The sequence below is a fragment of the Paraburkholderia guartelaensis genome (assembly GCF_004353905.1).
Taxonomy (GTDB): domain Bacteria; phylum Pseudomonadota; class Gammaproteobacteria; order Burkholderiales; family Burkholderiaceae; genus Paraburkholderia; species Paraburkholderia guartelaensis.
Genome location: NZ_SMOD01000034.1, coordinates 26,127 through 48,663 on the forward strand (window position 1 = coordinate 26,127; position 22,537 = coordinate 48,663).

Below are 22,537 nucleotides of genomic sequence, written 5' to 3' on the forward strand. Positions count from 1 at the left end.
GTTCTTATGCAAGCTAGAAGAGAGGCTAATATCGTGAGCCGTCCGCTGGAAATCGATCTGCTACGTTCGTTTGCGGTCATTGCCGAGGTGCGCTCGCTGAGCCGTGCCGCCGAACGCGTTGGCCGCACCCAGTCGGCGCTCAGTCAGCAGATCAAGCGGCTGGAGGAAATCGTCGATCAGCCGCTGTTTCAGCGCACCGGCCGCGGCGTCGCGCTGACAAGCCCGGGCGAGCGCCTGCTGGTGCACGCCCAACGCATTCTGCGCCTGCACGACGAGGCCATGGCCGACCTGTGCGGCACGGGCTTGTCGGGCACCCTGCGCTTCGGCTGCCCGGACGACTATGCCGCCGTGTTCCTCCCCTCCTTGCTGCGCCGGTTTTCGGGCCAGCATCCGAATGCGCTCGTGGAAGTCGTGTGCGTTCCCACGCCTCGCCTTCTCGAACAACTCGACAAGCGTGCGGTCGATCTCGCGATGGTGTCACTGCCTTTGACCGCCATCGGGTCCGCCAACGCAAGCGGCCCGCACGACGAGATCATTCGCCGCGAGCAACTGGTCTGGATCGGCTCACCCGGACTCGACTCCGCCCACTTCGATCCGTTGCCGCTCGCGCTCTCCGATCCTGACACGCTCGATCACATCGCCGCCTGCGAAGCGTTGGAGCGCACGGGGCGCGCCTACCGCGTCGCGTACGCGAGCAGCAGCCTCGCCGGTCTCACCGCGCTCGTGCGTTCGGGTCAGGCCTTCGCCGTCATGACGCAGACCGCCGTTCCCGCGGATCTGGCGATTCTCAATGGCGACCCCATGCTGCCGCCGTTGCCGACCGTTGGCATCACGATCAAGTTCGGGCGCAAGCGGCCGTCGCTCCTCACGACGGCGTTTGCCGAGCACATCCGGCTCACGCTGCCGCTGTTATGAGCGCACGGCGGCGCATCACAGCATTTGCGGCGGCCTTTCGGCCTCGGGCGCACCCGCGGCCAGCGCCAGGTCGTACGGGTCGCGCACGCTGCGCGCGTACTGCTTGGGCGCCATGCCCGCCCAGCGACGGAACGCGCGAATGAACGCCTTCTCCGACGCGTAGCCCACACTCATGGCGATCTCGATGAGCCGGCGCCGCGAATCGCGCAGCGCGCCGCTCGCGATATACATGCGATACGACGTGAGATGCCCGATAGGCGTTTCCTCGACCAGCTCGACAAAACGCGCGCTGAAACGCGAGCGCGACATACCCGCGATCGCCGCCAGCGACTCGACGGTCCAGTCTTGCTCCGGGTGCCGGTGCAGTTGCGCGATGGCGCGGCCGATCTGCGGGTCCATGAGTCCGCGCAGCCAGCCCGTGTGGCTCACCGCCGAGGCTAGATGCGCGCGCAGCAACTGCACGAACAGCACGTCGGCAAGGCGCGCGGCCGCGACGGCCCAGCCCGGCTGGCAGGCCATCGATTCGCGGATAAAGGCCATGAGCGTGTCCGCGAGCCATGGGCCAACCGCGGCGTCGTTCGCGCGCACATGAATGAGCGGCGGCAGTACCGAGAACAGCGGATTGCGCACCGCCTCGCGGTAGAACACGATGCCCGTGTAGAGATCGCATACCGCGCCGCCTCGGCCCGACTCGATGCGCAAAGGCGTGTCGAAGCTCGGGCGTATGCCTGCGCGCGCGGCGAGGTCATCGAAGGGGACAGGCGCCACGTCGGGGGAGGAAGCCAGCACGTGTTCGTGGCCGTGCGGCAGCAGCACGAAATCGCCGGGCTCGACATACAGCGGCTCCATGCCCTGCACGATCACATAAAACGGCGCGCCGCGGCCCGTGCGGAACATCACGCCCTCGATCGCCGGCTTGCGGAACGCCCATGACGCCGCGAGCGAGAAGTGCCCCGTTACCACGGCGTCGGCGCGCAGATCCGCCAGTGCGGCGCTCAACAAGTCCGTCGCCATTGTTCCCTCCTCCCTTCCGAATCGATCTCGCTGCGCGGCGCGCGCGGCGTCAGAAGCGTTGCTGTATGCCCATCATCGCGCCGAACTGGTTCGCGCCCGTCTGCACCGTGCCGGCGGCGGCGACCGCGTTCGCGGCGAGCGCGCTGTTCAGCATGTATCCGAGCGACGCGTAAAGCGTCGTGCGTTTCGAAACGAAATAGTTCGCGCGGCCGACAAACATGGTCGAATTCGATTGATCGCGCAGAATATAGCGCAGCGCCTGGAAATCCAGTGAAAAAGCCGGTGTCACGTAGTAGTCTGCGCCCAGAAAAAAGAGATCGGATTGCATATGCTCCGCCGCGGCCGTGTTGCGGCGAATCCAGCCACCGCCCACCTTGGCCGAGCCGAATTTCACGTAGCCGTCCACGATCACGCGCTTGTCCGTATCCGCGCTGCTCGTGAGCGGCGCCGAGGCGCCAGGGCCGCCGTACATCACGTCGTACGACGCGGCGGCGCCGCCCCATGCGTTGTCGTAGGCGAGCATCATCGTGTACTGGCGGCAGGCCACGGCGTCGCCGGGCAGCTGGCCGCCGCAGTTCGTCGCCGATGGGCCCGCGGGACCCGCTGCGTCGCGCCCGAAGCTGTAGGTCCCGCCGATCGTCACGCCGTGGAATTTGCCGAGATAGCCTACGGCGTTGTCGCTGCGCGCATTCGGCAGATAGCTGTCGAAGCTCGCCATCGAATGGATCGACGGGCCGATCACGTCGGCGTTGAACAGCACATACATCGACATGTTCATCTGGCGGCCCAGCGTGAGCGTGCCGTAGTCGCTGCTCACGCCGACGTTCGCCTGGCGGCCGAACAGGCGCCCGCCGTAATTGAGTGCGCCGCTATTGGGCGCGAAGCCGCTTTCGAGCACGAAAAAGGCCCGGTAGCCGCCGCCCAGGTCCTCCTGACCCCGCAGACCGAAGCGCGACGGCACCTCGCCCGTGAGCGAGGGCATGCCCACGAACGAGCCGCCCTTCGCGGTGTTGTTGTAGTACTCGATGCCCGTATCCACGATGCCATAGAGCGTCACGCTGCTCTGCCCCCACGCGAGCGCCGAAGCGAATGCGAACGATGCTGCCACGATTGCCTTTTTCATCACGATCTCCGACCCTTTATTTCGTCATACTTATTTATTTGAATGGACACCGGACCGTTCGACGCGGCCCGGCTTCAGCATCAGCTTTGCACGATCATTCGCTCTTGCTGCCGGCGAGGATCCATTGCGCGACGATCTGCGCATCGCTCGCGCTGATCGCGTTGGGCGGCATGGGTATGGCGCCCCAGTTGCCCGAGCTGCCGTTCTGGATGTGCGCGACGAGCGCGCTCGCCGCGCCCGGCTTGCCCGCGTAGCGCGCGGCCACGTCACGGTACGCGGGGCCGACGAGCTTCTTGTCCACGGCGTGGCAGCCGAAGCAGGCATGCTGCGTGGCGATCTGGCGCGCGTGCGCAATATCCACGGCCGGCTCGGCAAGCGCGCTCTGGGCGAGCACGGCTACCGCGAGCGGCGCGACGAAATAAGGAATACGAATCATGGTGTAAAGCCTATTTGTAGGGATGAAACAGGGATTCGATTTCAGGCTAGCGCCTGCTCGAGCGGCATGGTGCGCAAGCGTGTGCCCGTCGCTTCGAACAGCGCGGCGGCCACGGCGGGCGCGACGGGCGGCAGCGCCACCTCGCCGCAACCTTGTGGCGCACGGTCGCTCTCCACGATCTCGATCTCGATCTTCGGCATCTGCGAGAGATACAGGAGCGGGTAGTCGGCGAAATTCTCCTGCACGACCGCACCGTCCTTGAATGTGATCTCGCTCTTGAACGTGTTGGTGAGCGCGAAGCCTATGCCGCCCTCGACCATCTCGCGGATCAGCATGGGATTGATGGCCTGCCCGCAATCGATGCCGCACACCACGCGTTCGAGTTTCGCGTGGCCTTCCACCATGCGCAGTTCGACGATGATGGCGACATAGGTCGTGAATGCGCCGCCACGGCCCGTATAGAGACAGTACGCGAGGCCGCGGTACACGCCCGCTGCCGGCCTGCGCTTCCAGTTCGCCCGCGCCGCCGTGCGATCGAGCACACGCAGCGCCAGCGGATCGTCACGCAGCAGCGTGCGGCGGTAGTCGAGCGGATCGATGCGCGCCGCGTGCGCAAGTTCGTTGATGAAGCTCTCGAGGAAAAAGACACTGGACGTGCTGCCCACGCTGCGCATGAAGCTCACTGGAATGTGCTGATCGACGCTCACCGAATCGACGAGCAGATCCGGCACCGAGTAGCCGAGGTCGTAAAGGCCGTCGAGCATGGTTTCGTCCCAGCCGCCCGCCTTCTCGAAGTAGTCGCGCTTGATCGACCAATAGAGCGATTGCCCCACCACACGCAGATGCATGGCGCCCGGATAGCCGTCGGGTCCGAGCACGGCGCGCATGCGCGCCGAAACGCCGGGGCGATAGAAGCCGTGGCGGACATCGTCCTCGCGCGAGCGGATCACCTTGACCGGCCGCCCCACCGCCTTCGAAGCGACGGCCGCATGGATCACGAAGTCGGGCACGTACTTGCGTCCGAAGCTCCCGCCGAGGAACGTCGTGTTCACAATCACCTTCTCGGACGGCACCTTGAAGATGGCGGAGAGCGTCCAGCGCACCTTGTCCTGCCCCTGGATCGGCCCCCACACTTCGATGTCGTGCTCGCGCACGTGCACCGTCGCGTTCACGGGCTCCATGGTGGCGTGAACGATATAGGGCGTGTGGTAGTCGGCTTCGATCAGCCGCCCGGCTGCGGGCTTGCCGAGAGCGCCGAGTGCGCTGTGCTCATTGCGCGCGGCATTGAACCGCGCGCTCGCGTCGCCGATGCGCGTGGCCACCACTGCTTGCTCCGACATCAGCGCGGCCTGGCGCTCTGCGAGTATCGTTGCGCTGTCCGCGGGCGGGCCGCCGTCTTCCCACTGCACGTCGAGCGCGTCGCAAGCCTTTTTGGCCTGCCAGTACGTATCGGCCACAACGATCACGGCGTCCTTCGCCTGCACCACCTCGACCACACCCGCCAGCGCCCGCACCATATCGCGGTTGCGCACGGCACGAGGCTTGCCGTTGAGCGTGGGCGCCATTTTCACCGCGCCGACCAGCATGCCGGGCACCTGCACGTCGATGCCGAATACCGCGCTGCCGTTCACCTTTGCCGGGGCGTCGAGCTTGTGCAACGGCTGGCCGATGAGCGTGCGCGCCGATTCCGCCTTCAGGCGCGGCTGCGGGTTCAGCGGCAGTTTCGCGGCGTCCGCAAGCAATTCGCCGTAGCCGACCGAGCGCCCCGTTTGCAGATGGATCACACGGCCGGTCTTCGTCGCACACTGCGTGGGCCGCACGCCAAGGCGCCGCGCACCCGCCGCGAGAAACACCTCGCGCGCCTGTGCGCCTGCCACGCGCAAACGTTGCGTGAACATCGTGACCGACATCGAGGCGCCCACGAACTGCTGTGGATGCTCGTTCGCCGCCGCGATGCGATACGCGTCGCGCCCCGTCACGAACTGCACGCTCACGCGCCGCCAGTCGGCGTCCATTTCGTCGGCGAGCACCTGCGGCAAGCCGGTGTAGACACCCTGCCCCACTTCGGCCTGTGAGAGCCCGATGATCGTCTGGCCGTCCGGATCGACACGCACCCAGTCGTTGATCTCGCGAAAGCGCGTCCCATCCTCCGCTGCGCTCACCTGCTCGCTGAACGCGAGCGGCAGCACGAGACTGCCCGCAAACGCGAGACCGGTCTTGAGGAAATCGCGGCGGCTTTCGCGCAGCGGCTCGCCCACGTCTCGCGTGCGCTCAGGAATTCGCTGCGACATGAATGGCCTCGCGAATTCGGTGATAGGTTGCGCAGCGGCACAGGTTCGTCACGCCCTGGTCGATCTGCGCCTCGGTGGGATGCGGATGTTGCTTGAGCAGCGCGGCAACGGCCATCACCATGCCGGACTGGCAATAGCCGCATTGCGGCACGTCCTTCGCGATCCAGGCCTGTTGCACCGGATGCGACGTGTCGGGCGCGAGGCCCTCGATGGTCGTGATACGGCGGCCCGCCACCGCCGAGACTGGCAGCACGCACGAGCGCGTAGCCTCGCCTTCCAGATGCACGGTGCAAGCCCCGCATGCGCCGATGCCGCAGCCGTACTTGGTGCCCGTCAGGCCCGCGGACTCGCGGATCACCCAGAGCAGGGGCGTATCCGGATCGCCTTCGAACTCGAAGAGCCGGTCGTTCAGTGTGAATTGCATGCGCTGTCTCCCAAGATTCGCCGCCTTTTTGCCGCATGAAAAGCGGTTGGCGATGTGTGGAATTCTTGGCGCGCCTAAAATACGCGGCAATGGCGCGACGGCCCAAATAAGTTGCCGTTCGTCTCTTTCATTGAGCCTGGATATTCATCTGATGAAACTTGGGCATATTCTTGTTTCACCCATGAATTCCGGCTTGTTTCAGCGTTCAGCTCACTTGAGCGCCGCGCTCTTGAATTCACATATGTATTTGCGTTCCATCTGTGGAATGTTTTCGGGACGCCTGGCGACTGCCGTCAATCGTGACGCGCAAACAAAAACGGCACGCCATGGCTGGCGTGCCGTTGTGCACTGCTCGATGTCGAGGCGCTCGTCTACGAAGCCGAGCGCGATGCCCGCGGCTGCCTATAGTGCGGAAAGGGAACAACTTCCGCGTCCGTTCGACCAATTCGCGATGTCATGAAGGCTCAACGCATGCGAAGTATCGGCCGGAAAAAGGCATGCAGTTCCGCGTAAGCATCCAGTGGCAGAACATGCGCGACGTATTGGTCCGGACGGACAATCACGAGCGCGCCACGTTCGCGGTCGATGCCGCGCGCGTCGAAAACATCAGCCGACGTGTCGCTCGTAAAGGCTTTCTCGTAATCGACGAGACCGTAGCGCCCCTTTTGCGGCCGCAGGAGATCGGGCAGCGACTCCACACGCACTTCGCGATGCGGTTGCTGCAACACGGCACGCAGATCGAGCACGCTGTCGATATCGGCGCCCTCGGGAGTCACGAGCCGGAGCACCGAATCGGGCGCAGAGAAGAGATGCTCGCACAGCGCATCGAGCGCTTCCCCCCGTGCATCCGCGAACGCGTAGAGTCGCCAGCGGCCGTCAGCGCGCGCGGCATGGCCGAGATGGACAGGCTTCGCGTCCGCGAGGCGAATCACGGGTGCCGAGTGAAAACGCGTGCCGATCACGAAGCCGCTGGCGAGCGCCTGATGCGTGGCCTCGCCCGTGAGCGTGCCGGGCCGGTAGCGCGTTGCGACGCCCGCCGTATAGCGGCCCGCGCGCACGAAATACGCCTGCAATTCGGCAGGATCGACGCCTCCCGCTTCCGGACGGTTCGGGTCCTTCGGCGGCGCGGCCATCATCGCGGACCACTCCTTGTCGAAATCGATCAGCTCCTGCGCTATGGGCTGGCGCTCGGCAGAATAGGTGCGAAGCAGATCCGCGTCGCTGCGCCCTTCCAGTACCGCGCCGAGCTTCCAGCCCAGATTGAAGCCGTCCTGCATCGACACATTCATGCCCTGACCGGCCTTCGCGCTATGCGTGTGACAGGCGTCGCCGGCGATGAACACGCGCGGCTCGCGTGACGTCCGGTCGGCCGCGACGGCGTCGTCGAAGCGGTCGGTCAAGCGCTGCCCCACTTCATACACCGAGAACCATGCGACCTCCTTCACCTCCAGCGTGTAAGGCTGCAGAATCCGTTGCGCGGTTTCGATGATGCGATCGACCGAGGTCTGCTTGATGCTATCGCGATTCTCCGGTGTCACTTCGCCGAGATCGACATAAAAGCGCACGAGATAGCCGCCCTCGCGCGGAATGATGAGCAGATTGCCTTCGCTCGCCGATTGAATTGCAGCTTTGAGCCGGATGTCCGGAAAGTCGGTGACGGCTAGCGCGTCCATCACCCCCCATGCATGATTGGCGGCGTCGCCGCGCAGCGTTTGCCCGATGGCAGCACGCACGCGGCTGCGCGCGCCGTCGCAGCCCACCACGTAGCGAGCACGCATGACGACCGTTTCGCCCTCTCGCGCTTCGTCCGTGCGGCGCAGTTTGACGCGCACGGGATATTCGCCCTTGTCTTCGCGCACGAGATCGACAACTTCGAGCCCATAGTCGGGTTCGAGGCGATGCGAGGAGCAACGCATCACATCGAGCAGATAGTCCTGAATGCGCGCCTGATTGACGATGACGTGCGGAAACTCAGACAACCCTGTTTCGGTATCCTGGACACGTCCAGTACGCTTGATCGCACCCCGTTCAAGCGCGTCGGGTCGCCAGAACACTGTTTCGTTGACCCAGTAGGCCTCGCGCAGCAGTCGATCGCTGAGCCCGAACGCTTCAAACATTTCGACGGTACGACACGCCACGCCGTCTGCCTGCCCCATCTGCAACGGCCCGTTGCGGCGCTCGACCACGCGCGTTTTGATCGTCGGGAATTGCGAGAGCTGCGCCGCGAGCACGAGTCCCGCGGGACCGCTACCGACAATCAGCACGTCGACAGCGTCGGGTGGCATGCAGTGAGGGGTGCCCTCGGCGGCCGGTTCGATCGTCGGGTCGCCAGCGCGGAAACCGTTAAGATGGAACTGCATGTTGTCTTCCTCTATTCGGTGCGTATCGTTGTGACGGGAAAAATAGTCCGTACGCCAACCATTTGAAATTGCTTCGGGGGCGGGCACGTATCAAGCGTGCCCGGCCGAATTAAAAAGTGGTACGGAGGCCGACTCGGGCAATCGCCTGAGAGGCGCTGCTCGACGAACCGTTCGGATCCATGATGCCGTTGATTGCCGCCTGAGCGCCCGAATTCGCACGCTGGTAGACGCCTTCGGCGTACACCATCGTTCTCTTCGACAACGAGTAGTTCAGCGTTGCACCAAGCTGGTTGGCATGGTTGTTGTCGAGAACGTCGTTCCCCTTCATGTACATGTAGCTCGCCCCGAAAGACCAGGCGGGCGTGATCTGCCAGCTTGCGGCGAGCTGTCCGGCGTAGGCACCGGCGCCCGTAAACGAATTACGCACGGTCACAAAATCAGCAGCGGTATAGACGGGGCCGAAAACATAGTGAGCACCGACGCCCCAGTTCCAGACGGGGATTTGCGGCGACCCACTGGCTGACCCCGGATACTTCTTCTGTGTGTACGCCGCTCCGACGCCAAACGGTCCATTCGCGTAGTTGAGGCCAAAGCTCATCGCAGAGTTGGAACCGAACGAACCCGCAACGCCGCCCGGCGAATAGAGTGCGCCAACCGACAATCCGGCGAATATGGGCGACTCGTATTTGATGGAGTTCGAAGTGGGAATGCCACTGGTTCTGCTCCAGTCGAACCAGCCCGTCGGGTTTTGGGGAATACCGAGCTTCTGGAACGGGCCAGCGGCGAAGTTATACAGTCCACCGGAGAATACGGGCGGCGCATTCCCTGCCTCTGTCAGCGACGTGTACATGAAATCGTAGACGTTACCGAGAGTCAGCTTGCCAAGATGTGCGTTGTCGAGCCCGACCCAGGCATTCCGGCCAAACAGGCCTTGCTGCAGCATCGCACCCGTCCCAAGCTGGAACTGGTTCTCCAGCTTGAAGATGACTTTCGTACCGCCACCCAGATCTTCGGCGCCCGTGATCCCGAACAGGTTTGGGTTGAAAATCCCGTCATCGAATTTGGTAACGGAGTGCCCGCCCTGGTTCGACACGTACGAGATGCCGCCATCGATCAGACCGTACATCGTGACGTTGCTTTGTGCAAAAGCACCTTCAACAGGAAGGACTGCCAACATTATGGCAATGGAACATTTCCGCATTCAAGTCTCCAATCGTATTCTAATAAGCTCACAATTCCTGCTGACAACCACCCGAATCACGCGTGAGGTTTCACCGACCGAATCAAGGCTGACCCAATCTACCCTTCAGATCGAGCGCCACGTCGACGATCATGTCTTCCTGACCGCCCACCATCCGGCGCTTGCCCAGTTCGACAAGAATATCCACCGTCTTCAGGTCGTACTTCTTCGCGGCCACCTCCGAGTGGCGCAGGAAGCTCGAATACACCCCCGCATAGCCGAGTGCGAGCGTTTCGCGGTCCACGCGAACCGGGCGGTCCTGCAGCGGGCGCACGATGTCGTCAGCGGCGTCCATCAGCGTGTAGAGGTCGGTGCCGTGATTCCAGCCCATGCGTTCGGCTGCGCCGATGAACACTTCGAGCGGCGCGTTGCCTGCACCCGCACCCATGCCCGCGAGCGAGGCATCGACGCGGTCGCAGCCTTCCTCCACCGCCACGATCGAGTTCGCCACGCCCAGCGAAAGGTTGTGGTGCGCGTGCATGCCCGTCTGCGTTTCGGGCTTGAGCACCTGCTTGACGGCACGGAAACGGTCGCGCACATCGTTCATCGTGAGCGCGCCGCCCGAATCGACCACGTAAATGCAGGTCGCGCCGTAGCTTTCCATCTTCTTCGCTTCGACCGCGAGGTTTTCCGGCGTGGTCATGTGGCTCATCATCAGGAAGCCCACGGTGTCCATGCCAAGTTCGCGCGCGTATTCGATGTGCTGCTTCGAAATGTCGGCCTCCGTGCAATGCGTGGCGATGCGCACCACGCGCGCGCCGGCGTTGTACGCAGCCTTCAGGTCGTGAATCGTGCCGATGCCGGGCAGCAGCAGCGTGGCGATCTGCGCGTGCGTAACCACGTCGGCTACCGCCTCGATCCATTCCAGGTCGCTGTGCGCGCCGAAGCCGTAGTTGAAGCTGGAGCCTTGCAGGCCATCGCCGTGTGCGACCTCGATGCTGTCCACTTTCGCCTTGTCCAGCGCGCGGGCGATGTCCTGCACGTTCTGGATCGAGTACTGATGGCGGACGGCGTGGCTGCCGTCGCGCAGCGTCACGTCGGAGATATAGAGTTTCTTGCTCATGGTCTTATCCCTCCACGCTCAGAAGCGTCTGCGCCATGCGTTCGGCGGTGGCGAGCGCGGCGGAAGTCATGATGTCGAGATTGCCTGCGTAAGCGGGCAGATAGTGCGCGGCGCCTTCCACTTCGAGGAACACCGAGGTCTTCAGGCCGCTGAACTTGCCGAGGCCCGGAATATTCAGGGGCGCGTTCGCGGGGATCTCGTCGAACTGCACCTTCTGCTTCAGGCGATAGCCCGGCACGTAGGCGTGCACCTTCGCGACCATCTCCTCGATGGACTGCTCGACCTTCTCGCGGTCGGCCAGATCGGAGAGCGTATAAACCGTATCGCGCATCATGACCGGCGGCTCGGCCGGATTCAGCACGATGATGGCCTTGCCCTTTGCGGCGCCGCCCACCACCTCGATCGCCTTCGATGTCGTTTCGGTGAACTCGTCGATGTTGGCGCGGGTGCCGGGGCCCGCCGACTTGCTGCTGATCGACGCGACGATCTCCGCGTAGTGAACCTTCGCGACGCGCGACACCGCCGCGACCATCGGAATCGTGGCCTGGCCGCCGCACGTCACCATGTTGACGTTGGGCGCGTCGATATGCGCGTCGAGGTTCACGACCGGCACGCAGTACGGGCCGATTGCGGCGGGCGTCAGGTCGATCACGCGGATCGACGGCTTGAGCGTGCGCAGCAGCGCGTCGTTCTTCACATGAGCACCAGCGGACGTCGCGTCGAACACGAAGTCGATATCGTTGAACACCGGCAGGCGCGTAAGGCCTTCGGCGCCTTCATGCGTGGTCGCCACGCCAAGCCGGGCGGCGCGCGCGAGACCATCGGAGTTCGGGTCGATGCCGACCATCGCCGCCATCTCCAGATGCTTGCTGTTGCGCATGATCTTGATCATCAGATCCGTGCCTATGTTGCCGGAGCCGATGATCGCAACCTTGAGTTTTTCGGAAGCCATATGAATTCCTGTGTCAGGCGGAGAAAGTCGCGCGAACGCTGCCGAGGCCTTCGATCTGCGCGGTGTACGTGCCGGGTTCCTTCACGGCGACCATGGGCCCGAGTGCACCCGTGAGCACCACGTCGCCCGCACGCAGCGGCGTGCCGAGCTGGACCATGCGGTCGGCGAGCCACACGGCTGCGTTGAGCGGATTGCCGAGGCAGGCCGCGCCGTTGCCGCGCGAGAGCACTTCGCCATCGCGCGAGAGCTCCATGGCGCAGGCGGTCAGGTCGATCCGCGAAAGCGGCACCGGGCGGCTGCCCACCACGAAGCGCGCGCTCGAGGCGTTGTCGGCCACCGTATCGACGAAGCGGATGTCCCAGTTCTGGATGCGGCTGTCCACCACCTCGATGGCTGCGAGCGCATAGGCGCTGGCGCGCAGGATGTCGACGAAGGTGTGCTTTTCGAACGTGAGGTCGTGCTCGAGCACGAGCGCGATTTCCGCTTCCACCTTCGGCTGGATCAGTTGCGAGAGCGGGATCGCTTGCGCATCGCCGTACGCCATCGACGCGAACAGCGCGCCGAAGTCAGGCTGATCGACGCCTAGCTGCTTCTGCACCGCAAGCGACGTGAGGCCGATCTTGCGGCCCACGATGCGCTCGCCACTCGCCACGCGCAGATCGACGTTGGCTTGCTGAACGGCGTAGGCAGTGGCGATATCGTCGATAGCAATCTCGCCGCGCACCGGCTCGATCACGTTGCGCGAGGCTTCGGCGTTGCGCAGTCGGCTCGCAAGCGCATCGATCACGTTGATATGTGGCATCCCTTAGCTCCTGTTCATCTAGTGTTCTCAGGGTGGCTCTGCGGCCACCCGCTCCTCTTCTTTCGACGGCTCAGGCTGGCACAGCCAGACCGGTCACGTCGGCGGCGGCGACGAACCGATCGGGGCGCAATGCCACTACGCGCGCACCATATTTGCGCAGCCACGGACGCAATACGCCGTCCAGGTCGATCAACTCTTCGTCACCCTGAGTGTGCTGGTCTTGCTGGCGCACGGCGACGTACCGTGCACCGAGACTGTCCCAGGCGTCCTTTTCCGCGGCACTGAGCAGCGTCGCCGGGTCAACGTCGTCGCCGAGCAATACGAAACCGTCACCGAGCAAATCGTCCAGGCGCCCCATCACCCCGCGAATGTCTCCGACCACCGGTTGCGGCACCATCCGGCCCACGATGCTGTCGTCGGCGAGAGGGCCACGCAGCCATCCGGCGGCGAGGACCGGCGGTGCGATCAGCGGCGGTTCCTGAGCGGCATCACGATGTGCTGCATCGAGTGCGGCCTGCTCCTCCTCCGAGAGCTCCTGCTTGATGACACGGCCAAGCTGAACCGCAAGCTGGGTGTAGAAGACAGCGTTCGGCCGACGTTCCGTTTCGTAGGTGTCGAGGAAATGCTCGGGCAAGGATCCATTGAGGACGCCCGCGAGCTTCCAGCCGAGATCGAATGCATCGCGCATCCCCGTCTGCATGCCGGCGCCAGCCCAGGGCGGCATGAGGTGCGCAGCATCGCCAGCCAGGAAGACACGGCCTTCGCGCCACTTGTCAGCCATGCGGGTGTGGTGGCGATAGAACGCATGCTGGTGAATCTCGACGTCGTCCTCAGTCACGCCCAGCGCCTTGAGCAGCGGCCAGATCTGGGCGTTCGTGGCGAAGTCGGCCTCGGTCTCGCCGGGCTTGAGCGGCAGCTCCCAACGGTGATTACCGCCCGACAGCGCGATGTCCACCACCGGCCGTTCCTTGTCGGACCAGAAGGTCAACAGGTTCCGGTCCGGCCACCAGCGTTTCGCACGACAGTCGATCACGATCCACATCACATCGAGCGTATCGCCCTCGAGCTTTGCTCCGATCATGCCGCGCGTGGCGCTGCTGCCGCCATCGCAACCGATCACGTAACGCACGCGCGTGCTCGTCACTGCGCCGGTATCGATATCCTTCGCGGTGACCGTGACGCCGGTTGCGTCCTGTTCCAGCGATGCCACCTCGAAACCGTAACGGACGTCGATCAAATCGCCATGCTTCGCAGCGGACTCGCGCAGCGTAGCTTCCATGGTCGGCTGATAAATATTGAAGAAGCGCGGCTTGATGCCCAGAGTCGAAGGCGGATGCTCGACGCGCATGATCTCCGTACCGTCGTAGCGCATCCACCGCAATGCGCGTTGGGGATCGATGCATTTCAGGACCGGCTCGTCAACGCCGAGACTCTGGAAAATCCGCATCGTCCAGTCATTCACGGTGACGGCACGGGCACGCGGATAGATGTCGCGATGCCGTTCGAATGCAACACAGGAAATGCCGTACTTCGCGAGCGTAAGTGCCGCAATGACACCGGAAGGACCGTAGCCGACAATGGCAACGTCCGCGTCGAAGTGTTCTGACATGGGGTGACTCCAATGGGTTTTGTGGAATACGAAAACCGGCTCGTTGATTCGTAGTGCGTATTACATTGCACATGCGTCTCCGTGTTTCTCTCACGGAGACTGCATTCCGAATGCACGCTGCGCCGTCGCAGCCGTCGTTAGCCGTTAGTTCTTCAGGAACTCAATGACGAGCCGGTTGAATTCCTCGGCGTGTTCCCACTGTGCCCAGTGGCCGCACTTCGGGAAGATATGGAGCCGCGCATCCTGCAACGTGCTGATCATGCGCAAGCCATGATCGAGCGGCACGAAGCGGTCGTCACGTCCCCACGTAATCAGCGTCTTGTGGCCGATTTCCGGAAAGCGGGAGGAAAGGTCCCACTTCGTAACTGGGCAAAGCTTCGAGCTTTCGACGAAGTTCTTCAGGTGGTTCAGGTTCGACTCGATATTGTTCCAGCGCCCCCGACGCAGCTCTTCGGTGATCGCCCCTGGGTTGTAGACGAAAACGTCGAGCATGGCTTCGAAGTTCGCGTAATTCGGCTGCGAGTAAAGCTTGAACATGTGCTTGATGCCCTCGCCCGGTTGAGGCTGGAGGATGCTCGGGCCTTGCGCGCCCGGTCCCATGAGCACCATGCGATCGAGGCGATCGGCAAACTCGAGCGCGAAACTCAGCGCCGAGGCGCCGCCCATCGAGTTGCCGACCAGATGCGCCTTCTTGATACCAAGCGCATCCAGAACGCCCTTCGTGGCGCGCGCGTTCAGCAGGTTGCGCGGCACGTCGCTCACGATTTCGCCGGATTTGTTGAATCCGGGGCTGTCGATCAGCAAGACACGAAATCCCTCGGCAACCAACGCTTCGATATTGCGATAGTAGTTGCTCCAGCCGCTGGCGCCGGGGCCGCCGCCATGCAGCATCGCGACAACGGGGCCTTCGCCGGCATCGTTGAAATGAATCGTGAAATTCTCAAGGCCCGGTTCGTTGATCGTCACGAACTTGCTCGTACTGGATTCGGTCAGGGTCACTTTTTTGCTCCGATGATGGTAGATCTATGCGTCATTTGCTTGATCAAGGACGATTCACTGTGCGATCGCGGCTTCCGGGCCCGGCGGCGGATTCAGCTTATGCCCCCAATCGCTGAGTTCTGCGTAGCGTTTGACCTCCCACGTTGCGTCGTCCACCACGATGCCACCCGCGCCAAATTCGATGGCGAAGCCGGAAGGCGAAATCATGTAAAAGGAAAACATCTGGTCGTTGGGGTGATGGCCCAATTCCATCAGGATGGGCACTCCCGCCTGCTTGCAGCGATCGTAGGCCAGGCCAACATCGTTGGGGTCGACACACTCGACCATGACGTGATGAATACGTTTAGGGACCGGAAACGGCACGTCGGCAATCGCCAGAGAATGGTGCCGGCCGGTACGAGCGTGAAAAAAGGCGACATCCAGGTTGACGCCGGGCGCGGCATCGCCATTGATCGAGTCGCTGAGTTTCAGGCCCAATACGCGCTCGCAAAACGCCCTGGCCGGTGCGCTCTGCCCGGGCACGGTGACGAAGTGTCCCGCACCGAGTCGCCCGGTGCTGAATCCACCGCGCAGCACTGACGAACGGAAAGTGTCCCGGAATGTGGTCCTGTAAGCACCGCAGTAGAACTCGTGCCGGATGCCGTCCGGATCGCAACAGACAAACAGACGTGAGACACGGCGCTGTTCGGCAACTTCAGTGTCCGCCTCGTCAACGTCGATGCCTTGGGCACGCGTCTGAACAACGAACGCCTCGAGCTCTGCGTCGGATTCGAATTCCCACCCAGCGGCGAGGAAATCATCGAGGTCGCTCTTCACCAGCAAGATGCGCTGTTCGTAGTCGTCCATACGCAGGCCAAGTGACTCGCCGGGCATTCGCCGTCCGGCCTGCAAGCCAAGTACGTTGACGGCAAACGCCTCCCATGCCGCCAGGTCGTTGACTCCAAAAACCATGTATCCCAGCGTCGATACGCTATGCATTACCTCTCCTCGTTTCGCGATTTTTCCTGACTGCAAGCCCGGCGCACTGGTGAAGCGCTTTCAGCGCGCCATGTGATCCGGACCTGGCATCCGATTGCCGCTCCCGAATCTGGCGGTTGAGACCACGACGGAAGTGTACCGATAGGTCCAAAACGTCGCACCCCAGGGAAAACAAGTAATGTACCAATCGGTCCAAGACCGGATGACGTATACTTCCCGGATGGAAAAGGCACAACAGATTGGCAATCGGCGCGGCCAACGATCGCGTCAGGAAATCCTCGACGCGGCGGCACGCGTGATGTCGGCTTATGGTTACGCTGGCACTTCAATGTCCGCACTGGTCGAGGCGACCGGCATCCCCAAGAGCGCGATCTACCATCACTTTGGCTCGAAGGCTGGACTGCTCGCAGAAGTGATGGCCAGAGGCGCTCGCGACTTCTTCGCCGCCATGCGCGAAGCGCATGAAAATCCGCCGCAAGGGGGGACACCGCGCGAACGACTCGGCTGGTACCTGAAAAAAACGGGCGAGGTGTTCGAGCACCGGGAAAACTTCCTGCGCCTGTTGTTCGTCATGGTCATGAGCAACGAGGCCGCCGAACCCGAAGCGATGCAGATCGTTGTGGAAGTGCGCACCGAAGGCCGCAACTACATGCACGAGATGATTCGCAACGCATTCAGCGAAGTGGGCGAGGCATTGGCGTCAGCTGTAGCCGACGAACTCGCGCACTTTGGCATGCTTGGATTTGATGGTGCGTTTATATCCTTGCAGTCTGGCGACAACAAGACAATGAAAGCGCACATGGAGCAACTCACCGACGCCATGATCGCGCTCGGCGAAGCGCGTGCTGCGTCGCTCAGGGAGCGCGCTCCAAAGCGGAAGAAGTCGGCTCCGGAAATCCAGAGTGAGATGCGCCCGCAACGAGGAGGACGCGCGCCGAGCGGCGGCTTAAAAGTCTCTGGGTAGCGTTTTTCGGGTCCACCGGTACCTGGCAGGAAGCAAGGCAAATGCCCCAAAAAAAAATGCCGTCCCGGCCGGGACGGCAAATTCGTATCTAAACCCAATGCGCTATACCGCTCAAGCCTCCAGTTGCTCGAGCACCTTCCCCTTCGTCTCGATGCCGAGAAAGTGCACCGTCACGGCCGCGATGAACGGCACCGCGGCGAGAATATAGAACGCCACGTCGAGATTGCCGCCGATCATCGTCTTCGAAACTATCGTTGGTGCGAAGATGGCGGCCACCTTTAGCCATGCACCGCCCACACCGCAGCCCAGCGCTCGGATGCTCGTGGGGTACAACTCAGGCGTGTAAACGTAAGCCGTGATGAAACCGCTAGCGAGCAGACCGAGCGCCAGCGCGCAAAACGTCGCGACCACGTAGACCGACATCGCATGGCACACGCCGGCCAGCACGAGAGAAATCGCGCACAGCACGAAGGAGACGTTGATCACGGGCTTACGGCCCACCTTGTCGACCAGCAGCGCGCAAGCGAGCGAACCGAGCACGCCGAGCACCGAGGCCGCGACCGCGAGATTGAGCGCGAGCTGCAGCGGCGCGTGATAGACGTTGCGATAGATCGTCGGCAGCCAGGTGGACAGCCCGTACTGAATGAAACCGCAGGTGATCCAGAGCATGGCCACCGCGATCGTGCGCTTGCGATACGCGGGCCCGAACAGGTCCTTTACGCTGCGCTTGGGGTGGCGCGCGACGAGCGCGTCGAACTCGGCGGCGTTCGTGACCGGGGCGAGCGGACCTTTCGCGGTGCGCTCGAACGCGCTCACGGCGCGATCCGCTTCCTGCACGCGTTCGCGCTCGGCAAGCCAGCGCGGCGACTCGGGCACGAGCTTGCGCAGCACGAAGAACAGCACGAGCGGCATTCCGCCAATGAAGTACATGATCTGCCAGCCAAAGCGCGGCACGAGCCACGCACCCAGCGCATTCGAAGCGAGCAGGCCGACCGGGAAGACAATCTCGTAGAGGAGAACGAAACGTCCACGTCCATGAGCGCGGCTAACCTCGTTGATATACGTCGCGGCCACGGGCAGCTCGCCGCCGAGTCCCAGGCCTTGCACCACGCGCAGCGCCGCGAATACGGCGAAGCTCGGCGCGAAACCGCACGCAATGCTCGTCACGCCGATGATGCCCGAACTCCAGGCAATCGCGCGCACGCGGCCGTGGCGTTCCGCGAGCCACGGAAACAGAAACGCGCCGAACAACTGCCCGACCGAGCCCGACGCAATCAGAAAGCCGATTTCCCACGGCGTGAGATGCCACTTCTGGATCAGGATCGGCAGTGTCGCGGCAATCGCGATCACGTCGAAGCCGTCGAAGAACGTGGCGAGGCCGATGAGGATACGCGCGCGCACCAGCATGGCGTTGGTCGGCAGCCGTTCGAGCCGCGCGATGATCGACCCGCGCGTGTGGAGCCCACCGGTCGCGTCGCTGAGCGGCTCGTACATGGCGGCGCCGCCGCGATGGCCGATGGAGTTATCGAGGGTTCTCATGCCTGTGATCCCGTCCCGTGTTGTCTCGTGTATGAGGTGTTAAGCGAGCGCCTTGCTCGTGTCGACGAGGGCGGCGAGATCCACCGCGCGGCCCTGGCTCATCCATTTGCGCGCGAGCTTGAGTTCGCGTGCTGCGTTGATCGCGATGACGCCGCGCAGATGGCCGTCCTCCACGAAGAAGAGCGAAGCGCGCTTCTCTTCGAGGCTGCCGCGCAGCGCCGGCACAATGCCGGCGGGAATGTCGCCGAGTATCTGCAGGTTCACGTCGTACTGATCGGACCAGAACCACGGGATCTCCGCATACGGTGTCTTCACGCCGAGCACGGCTTTCGCCGCTGCAATGGCCTGGTTCTGCGCGTTGGCCCACGATTCGAGCCGCACGCGGCGCTTGAGCCACGCGTTCGGATGGTTCGCCACGTCGCCGCAGGCGAATATGCAGGAATCCGATGTTTCTCCGAATTCATCCACCACGATGCCGTCGTCCACCGAAAGGCCCGCCGCGACGGCAAGCGCCGTGTGCGGCGCGAGGCCGATGCCGGCAACCGCAAAATCGGCGTCGAGCGTGCTGCCGTCCGCGAACGTTGCACGCACGCCGCCTTCGGGCCGGTCTTCGAGCGAGAGCAGCATCGCATTGAGACGCACATCCACGCCATTCGCGCGGTGCAGATCGAGCAGGAAGCGCGACACATCCTCCGGCAACGAGCGGGCGCACAGGCGCGGCGCGCCCTCCACCACCGTTGCCTGCACGCCGAGCTTGCACGCCGTTGCGGCAACTTCAAGGCCGATCCAGCCGCCGCCGACCACCAGCACCCGCTGGCTGCTGCGCAAACGCTCGCCGAGTGCCAGCGCTTCGTCCAGCGTGCGCAGGTACGTCACATGGGCGCTCTGCGCCACGCTCGCGGGCAGCTTGCGCGCTGCGCCGCCTGTCGCGATCACGAGCCGGTCGTACTTCACTTCGCGGCCCGAACGCGTGGTCACCACGCGCGCCGCGCGGTCGATGGAGGTCGCACAGTCGGGTTGCCACGTTTCGACGTTGAGCGCCGCGAATTCGTCGGGCTTGGCGATACGCACCGTTTCGATATCGGCTTCGCCCGCGAGCACGGCCTTGGAAAGCGGCGGACGCTCGTACGGCAGATGCACTTCGTCGGCGATCATCACGAGGCGGCCTTCGTAGCCCTCTTTGCGCAGCGTCTTCACGACCCACCCCGCGGCCTGGCCGCCGCCGATTACGACGACGGTACGCGGTGCCTCCCGTGCGGTGTTTTCAGGTGTCGCGCTCATGGCTTGCGCTCCGTCATGAACTTGCCCTGCGGCGCTTCGGCGTGCTTCTGGCGGCGCGTATTACCGTCGAGGCCGCCGTCCACGGCCCACTCGGCGAACACGGTGGGGCCCGGCTCGAAATCGCGCGGCTGCCATTCGGGCGTGAGCACGTCTTCGTCGGCGTAATACTCGATCAGGCCGCCCGCCGGGTTCTTGAAGTACCAGAAGTAAGCAGACGAAACCGGATGCCGGCCAGGACCGAGTTGCGTGGTCCAGCCGCAGCGGCTGATATGCAGGCCGCCGCCGAACACCTCATGGATATCGCGCACCGTGAACGCCACGTGATTCAGGCCCTTCTTGCCGTCAGGCAGCGCGAGCAGGAACAAGTCGTGGTGGCCGCCGTGCGGCGCGCAGCGCATGAAAGCGCCGCGGTTCGGATAGCGGTCCGAGGTCTCGAAGCCGAGCCGCTCGTGATAGAACTTTTCCTGGTCGGCCAGGCAGTTCGTGAAGAACACCACGTGGCCCACTTCCACAGGCTCCGCGCGCTCATAAACCGGTGACGGCTGATCCACACGCAGCGTCTGCCCCCACACGTTCGAAGGCGAGCCCTTCACGTCGATCTCGCGTCGGCGCGTGACTTCCACGCGAATCGCCATGCCAGCGGGGTCGAAGCAGCCCACCGCGTCGGCCTCACTGTAGTAACCGGGCTGGTCCTTCAGGCGTTCGCGCAGCGCGTCGAGTTCTGCGCTCGTCGCCACGCCCCACGTCACTTCGCGCAGCGTCGGGCCCGCTTCGAATGCAGCGGGGAGCGTTGCATCGTTCGAGTCGACCACGAGCACGGTGCAGCCGTTGAGCGTTTCGAAGCGTGCGCGCGTTTCGTCGTGCGCGGTTTCCTTCAAGCCCCAATCCGCGAAAAAGCGGCGGCAGGTTTCAAGGTCCGCCACGCCGTAAGTAATCTGTTCGATGCCGAGTATCGTCATGTTGCTTGTCTCCTGTCGACCGCACCTGGCGCTGTGGCGCTGAGTGCGGTCCCATGCATATCGAGTCCGCGCCCTCAGGCGTTGGCCCAGGGCAATGGCGCGTCGTTCAAGCCCCAGTAGAGGCTCTTTTGCTGCGTGTATTCACGAATGCCGAGCCGCCCTTTCTCGCGGCCCATGCCGCTCTCCTTCCAGCCCGAGAACGGCGTGGAGATCGAGAACAGCTTGTACGTGTTGATCCACACCGTGCCTGCTTCGAGCTTGCGCGCGACGCGCCAAGCGCGTTTGTAGTCGCGCGTCCAGATGCCGGCAGCGAGGCCGAACACGCTGTCGTTCGCTTCTTCGATCAGCGCCGCTTCGTCGTCGAACGGCATCGCCACGAGCACCGGCCCGAAAATCTCTTCTTGGCAGATGCGCGCATTGTTCTGGAGTCCTTCCAGAATGGTCGGCTGATAGAAGAAGCCGTCCTCGCGCCCGTCGCCAACCGGACGCTCGCCGCCGCACAGAAGCCGGCCGCCTTCCTCCAGACCGATCGCCACATAGCGCTCCACCGATTCGCGGTGCTTCGCCGTAATGAGCGGGCCCATCTGCGTGTTCTCGCGCGACGGATCGCCCACGCGCAGCTTGCGCGCGCCTTCGACGAGGCGCTTCATGAACGCGTCGTAAATCGAGCGCTGCACGAACAGGCGCGATCCGGCGATACACGCCTCGCCCGACGAACTGAAGATGCCGTACAGCACGCCGTTCACGGCATGGTCGAGATCGGCGTCTTCGAACACGATGGTCGGCGACTTGCCGCCCAGCTCAAGCGACACCGGCATGAGCTTTTCCGCTGCAATGCGCGCGATGCCGCGGCCCACTTCGGTGCCGCCCGTAAACGACACCTTCTTCACGAGCGGATGGCGCACCAGCACATCCCCGATCACCGAGCCCTTGCCGGGCAGCACGCTCAGGATGCCCTTGGGCACGCCCGCTTCCTCGCAGATGCGTGCGAGTGCGAGCGACACGAGCGGCGTGACTTCGGCGGGCTTGAGCACCACCGCGTTGCCGGCCGCGAGCGCCGGTGCGAGCTTTTGCGCGTCGGAGGCAATCGGCGAATTCCACGGCGTGATCGCCGCCACGACGCCAATCGGCTCGTGCACGCTCATCGTCAGGTAATCACCGCGCGAGGGCGTGAGGTCGTCATCGAGCGTTTCGAGGCACGCCGCGAAATAGCGGAACGTGTTCGCCGCGCTCGCCACCAGCACGCGCGTTTCGCCGATCGGCTTGCCGTTGTCGCGGCGCTGCAGTTGCGCGAGCGCTTCGTGGCGCTGCATGATGAGGTCGGCAATGCGATAGAGCACGAGCGCACGCAGATGCGGCTTCATGCCGGCCCATTCGCCCTGCTTCCATGCGGCGTGCGCCTTCTCGACCGCTTCGCTCGCGTCTTCAGCGCTCGCCGTCGAGACCTCCATGTTCAGCGACTGGTCAGCCGGGTAAAGGCTCGCAAAAGGCGCGGCCCGTCCCTGGCGCCACTCGCCGCCGACCAGGATATCGCTGTTCGGGATTAGGCTCGTATCGAATGAAGTCATCTTCAGGGTCTCACTTCTGT

At 63.7% G+C, this 22,537-nt stretch carries 19 protein-coding genes; 2 read left to right on the forward strand and 17 right to left on the reverse strand.

Translation table 11 applies throughout. The features are described 5' to 3' along the window. Positions 1–6: 6 nt before the first annotated feature. A complete protein-coding gene (locus E1N52_RS32230; RefSeq protein WP_205965697.1) occupies positions 7–915 on the forward strand; it encodes a LysR family transcriptional regulator in 909 nt (302 codons plus the stop codon). Positions 916–930: 15 nt separating this feature from the next. On the opposite strand, the gene E1N52_RS32235 is transcribed toward E1N52_RS32230, so the two are convergent. From E1N52_RS32235 to E1N52_RS32295, 13 genes are all read right to left on the reverse strand, one after another. After that, positions 931–1,929, reverse strand: coding sequence for an AraC family transcriptional regulator (locus tag E1N52_RS32235; RefSeq protein WP_133187510.1), 999 nt, complete (start codon positions 1,927–1,929; stop codon positions 931–933). 49 nt (positions 1,930–1,978) lie between these two features. Then, entirely contained in the window at positions 1,979–3,052 is a 1,074-nt protein-coding gene (locus E1N52_RS32240; protein WP_133187512.1) for a porin, read from the reverse strand. A 94-nt stretch (positions 3,053–3,146) separates the two neighbouring features. Then, the gene (locus E1N52_RS32245; protein ID WP_205965698.1) at positions 3,147–3,488 is read right to left on the reverse strand and encodes a c-type cytochrome; all 342 of its coding nucleotides are present in this window, start codon (positions 3,486–3,488) and stop codon (positions 3,147–3,149) included. A 41-nt stretch (positions 3,489–3,529) separates the two neighbouring features. Next, the gene (locus E1N52_RS32250; protein WP_133187514.1) at positions 3,530–5,779 is read right to left on the reverse strand and encodes a xanthine dehydrogenase family protein molybdopterin-binding subunit; all 2,250 of its coding nucleotides are present in this window, start codon (positions 5,777–5,779) and stop codon (positions 3,530–3,532) included. Beyond that, a complete protein-coding gene (locus tag E1N52_RS32255) occupies positions 5,760–6,203 on the reverse strand; it encodes a (2Fe-2S)-binding protein (protein WP_133187516.1) in 444 nt (147 codons plus the stop codon). The genes E1N52_RS32250 and E1N52_RS32255 overlap by 20 nt, the downstream gene beginning before the upstream one ends. A gap of 464 nt (positions 6,204–6,667) precedes the next feature. After that, positions 6,668–8,563 carry an FAD-binding monooxygenase gene (locus E1N52_RS32260; protein ID WP_133187518.1) on the reverse strand — a complete coding sequence of 632 codons (1,896 nt, stop codon included), beginning with the start codon at positions 8,561–8,563 and terminating at the stop codon, positions 6,668–6,670. Positions 8,564–8,672: 109 nt separating this feature from the next. Next, complete coding sequence (locus tag E1N52_RS32265; protein WP_133187520.1) at positions 8,673–9,764, reverse strand: porin; 1,092 nt, start codon at positions 9,762–9,764, stop codon at positions 8,673–8,675. Between the two features lie 82 nt (positions 9,765–9,846). Beyond that, positions 9,847–10,866 carry a 4-hydroxy-2-oxovalerate aldolase gene (gene dmpG, locus E1N52_RS32270; RefSeq protein ID WP_133187522.1) on the reverse strand — a complete coding sequence of 340 codons (1,020 nt, stop codon included), beginning with the start codon at positions 10,864–10,866 and terminating at the stop codon, positions 9,847–9,849. Positions 10,867–10,870: 4 nt separating this feature from the next. Then, positions 10,871–11,818 carry an acetaldehyde dehydrogenase (acetylating) gene (locus tag E1N52_RS32275; RefSeq protein ID WP_133187524.1) on the reverse strand — a complete coding sequence of 316 codons (948 nt, stop codon included), beginning with the start codon at positions 11,816–11,818 and terminating at the stop codon, positions 10,871–10,873. A 13-nt stretch (positions 11,819–11,831) separates the two neighbouring features. Beyond that, on the reverse strand, positions 11,832–12,620 hold the full coding sequence (gene mhpD / locus E1N52_RS32280; RefSeq protein WP_133187526.1) for a 2-keto-4-pentenoate hydratase: 789 nt from the start codon (positions 12,618–12,620) through the stop codon (positions 11,832–11,834). 70 nt (positions 12,621–12,690) lie between these two features. Then, positions 12,691–14,229, reverse strand: coding sequence for a bifunctional 3-(3-hydroxy-phenyl)propionate/3-hydroxycinnamic acid hydroxylase (locus E1N52_RS32285; protein WP_133187528.1), 1,539 nt, complete (start codon positions 14,227–14,229; stop codon positions 12,691–12,693). A gap of 144 nt (positions 14,230–14,373) precedes the next feature. Then, complete coding sequence (bphD, locus tag E1N52_RS32290) at positions 14,374–15,228, reverse strand: 2-hydroxy-6-oxo-6-phenylhexa-2,4-dienoate hydrolase (RefSeq protein ID WP_133187530.1); 855 nt, start codon at positions 15,226–15,228, stop codon at positions 14,374–14,376. 54 nt (positions 15,229–15,282) lie between these two features. Continuing rightward, positions 15,283–16,206 (reverse strand): VOC family protein, encoded by a 924-nt coding sequence (locus E1N52_RS32295; protein WP_133187532.1) that lies wholly within the window; start codon positions 16,204–16,206, stop codon positions 15,283–15,285. Positions 16,207–16,384: 178 nt separating this feature from the next. Here E1N52_RS32295 and E1N52_RS32300 point away from each other — a divergent pair, with 178 nt between their 5' ends. Beyond that, complete coding sequence (locus tag E1N52_RS32300) at positions 16,385–17,170, forward strand: TetR/AcrR family transcriptional regulator (RefSeq protein WP_246089307.1); 786 nt, start codon at positions 16,385–16,387, stop codon at positions 17,168–17,170. 111 nt (positions 17,171–17,281) lie between these two features. Here E1N52_RS32300 and E1N52_RS32305 read toward each other — a convergent pair whose 3' ends face one another. The 4 genes from E1N52_RS32305 to E1N52_RS32320 form a co-directional block, all read right to left on the reverse strand. Beyond that, positions 17,282–18,709, reverse strand: a complete 1,428-nt coding sequence (locus tag E1N52_RS32305) for an MFS transporter (RefSeq protein ID WP_133187534.1) — start codon at positions 18,707–18,709, stop codon at positions 17,282–17,284. A 39-nt stretch (positions 18,710–18,748) separates the two neighbouring features. Further along, on the reverse strand, positions 18,749–19,990 hold the full coding sequence (locus E1N52_RS32310) for an NAD(P)/FAD-dependent oxidoreductase (RefSeq protein ID WP_133187536.1): 1,242 nt from the start codon (positions 19,988–19,990) through the stop codon (positions 18,749–18,751). After that, on the reverse strand, positions 19,987–20,949 hold the full coding sequence (locus E1N52_RS32315; RefSeq protein WP_133187538.1) for a VOC family protein: 963 nt from the start codon (positions 20,947–20,949) through the stop codon (positions 19,987–19,989). The genes E1N52_RS32310 and E1N52_RS32315 overlap by 4 nt, the downstream gene beginning before the upstream one ends. Before the next feature lie 74 nt (positions 20,950–21,023). Continuing rightward, positions 21,024–22,517, reverse strand: a complete 1,494-nt coding sequence (locus tag E1N52_RS32320; protein WP_133187540.1) for an aldehyde dehydrogenase — start codon at positions 22,515–22,517, stop codon at positions 21,024–21,026. Positions 22,518–22,537: the final 20 nt, after the last annotated feature.

Excerpts from the sequence above, each read along its gene's own strand:
- E1N52_RS32230 (WP_205965697.1), top strand. The coding sequence starts at position 7 with ATGCAAGCTAGAAGAGAGGCTAATATCGTGAGCCGTCCGCTGGAAATC.
- E1N52_RS32235 (WP_133187510.1), bottom strand. The coding sequence starts at position 1,929 with ATGGCGACGGACTTGTTGAGCGCCGCACTGGCGGATCTGCGCGCCGAC.
- E1N52_RS32240 (WP_133187512.1), bottom strand. The coding sequence starts at position 3,052 with ATGAAAAAGGCAATCGTGGCAGCATCGTTCGCATTCGCTTCGGCGCTC.
- E1N52_RS32245 (WP_205965698.1), bottom strand. The coding sequence starts at position 3,488 with ATGATTCGTATTCCTTATTTCGTCGCGCCGCTCGCGGTAGCCGTGCTC.
- E1N52_RS32250 (WP_133187514.1), bottom strand. The coding sequence starts at position 5,779 with ATGTCGCAGCGAATTCCTGAGCGCACGCGAGACGTGGGCGAGCCGCTG.
- E1N52_RS32255 (WP_133187516.1), bottom strand. The coding sequence starts at position 6,203 with ATGCAATTCACACTGAACGACCGGCTCTTCGAGTTCGAAGGCGATCCG.
- E1N52_RS32260 (WP_133187518.1), bottom strand. The coding sequence starts at position 8,563 with ATGCAGTTCCATCTTAACGGTTTCCGCGCTGGCGACCCGACGATCGAA.
- E1N52_RS32265 (WP_133187520.1), bottom strand. The coding sequence starts at position 9,764 with ATGCGGAAATGTTCCATTGCCATAATGTTGGCAGTCCTTCCTGTTGAA.
- dmpG (WP_133187522.1), bottom strand. The coding sequence starts at position 10,866 with ATGAGCAAGAAACTCTATATCTCCGACGTGACGCTGCGCGACGGCAGC.
- E1N52_RS32275 (WP_133187524.1), bottom strand. The coding sequence starts at position 11,818 with ATGGCTTCCGAAAAACTCAAGGTTGCGATCATCGGCTCCGGCAACATA.
- mhpD (WP_133187526.1), bottom strand. The coding sequence starts at position 12,620 with ATGCCACATATCAACGTGATCGATGCGCTTGCGAGCCGACTGCGCAAC.
- E1N52_RS32285 (WP_133187528.1), bottom strand. The coding sequence starts at position 14,229 with ATGTCAGAACACTTCGACGCGGACGTTGCCATTGTCGGCTACGGTCCT.
- E1N52_RS32295 (WP_133187532.1), bottom strand. The coding sequence starts at position 16,206 with ATGCATAGCGTATCGACGCTGGGATACATGGTTTTTGGAGTCAACGAC.
- E1N52_RS32300 (WP_246089307.1), top strand. The coding sequence starts at position 16,385 with ATGTACCAATCGGTCCAAGACCGGATGACGTATACTTCCCGGATGGAA.
- E1N52_RS32305 (WP_133187534.1), bottom strand. The coding sequence starts at position 18,709 with ATGAGAACCCTCGATAACTCCATCGGCCATCGCGGCGGCGCCGCCATG.
- E1N52_RS32310 (WP_133187536.1), bottom strand. The coding sequence starts at position 19,990 with ATGAGCGCGACACCTGAAAACACCGCACGGGAGGCACCGCGTACCGTC.
- E1N52_RS32315 (WP_133187538.1), bottom strand. The coding sequence starts at position 20,949 with ATGACGATACTCGGCATCGAACAGATTACTTACGGCGTGGCGGACCTT.
- E1N52_RS32320 (WP_133187540.1), bottom strand. The coding sequence starts at position 22,517 with ATGACTTCATTCGATACGAGCCTAATCCCGAACAGCGATATCCTGGTC.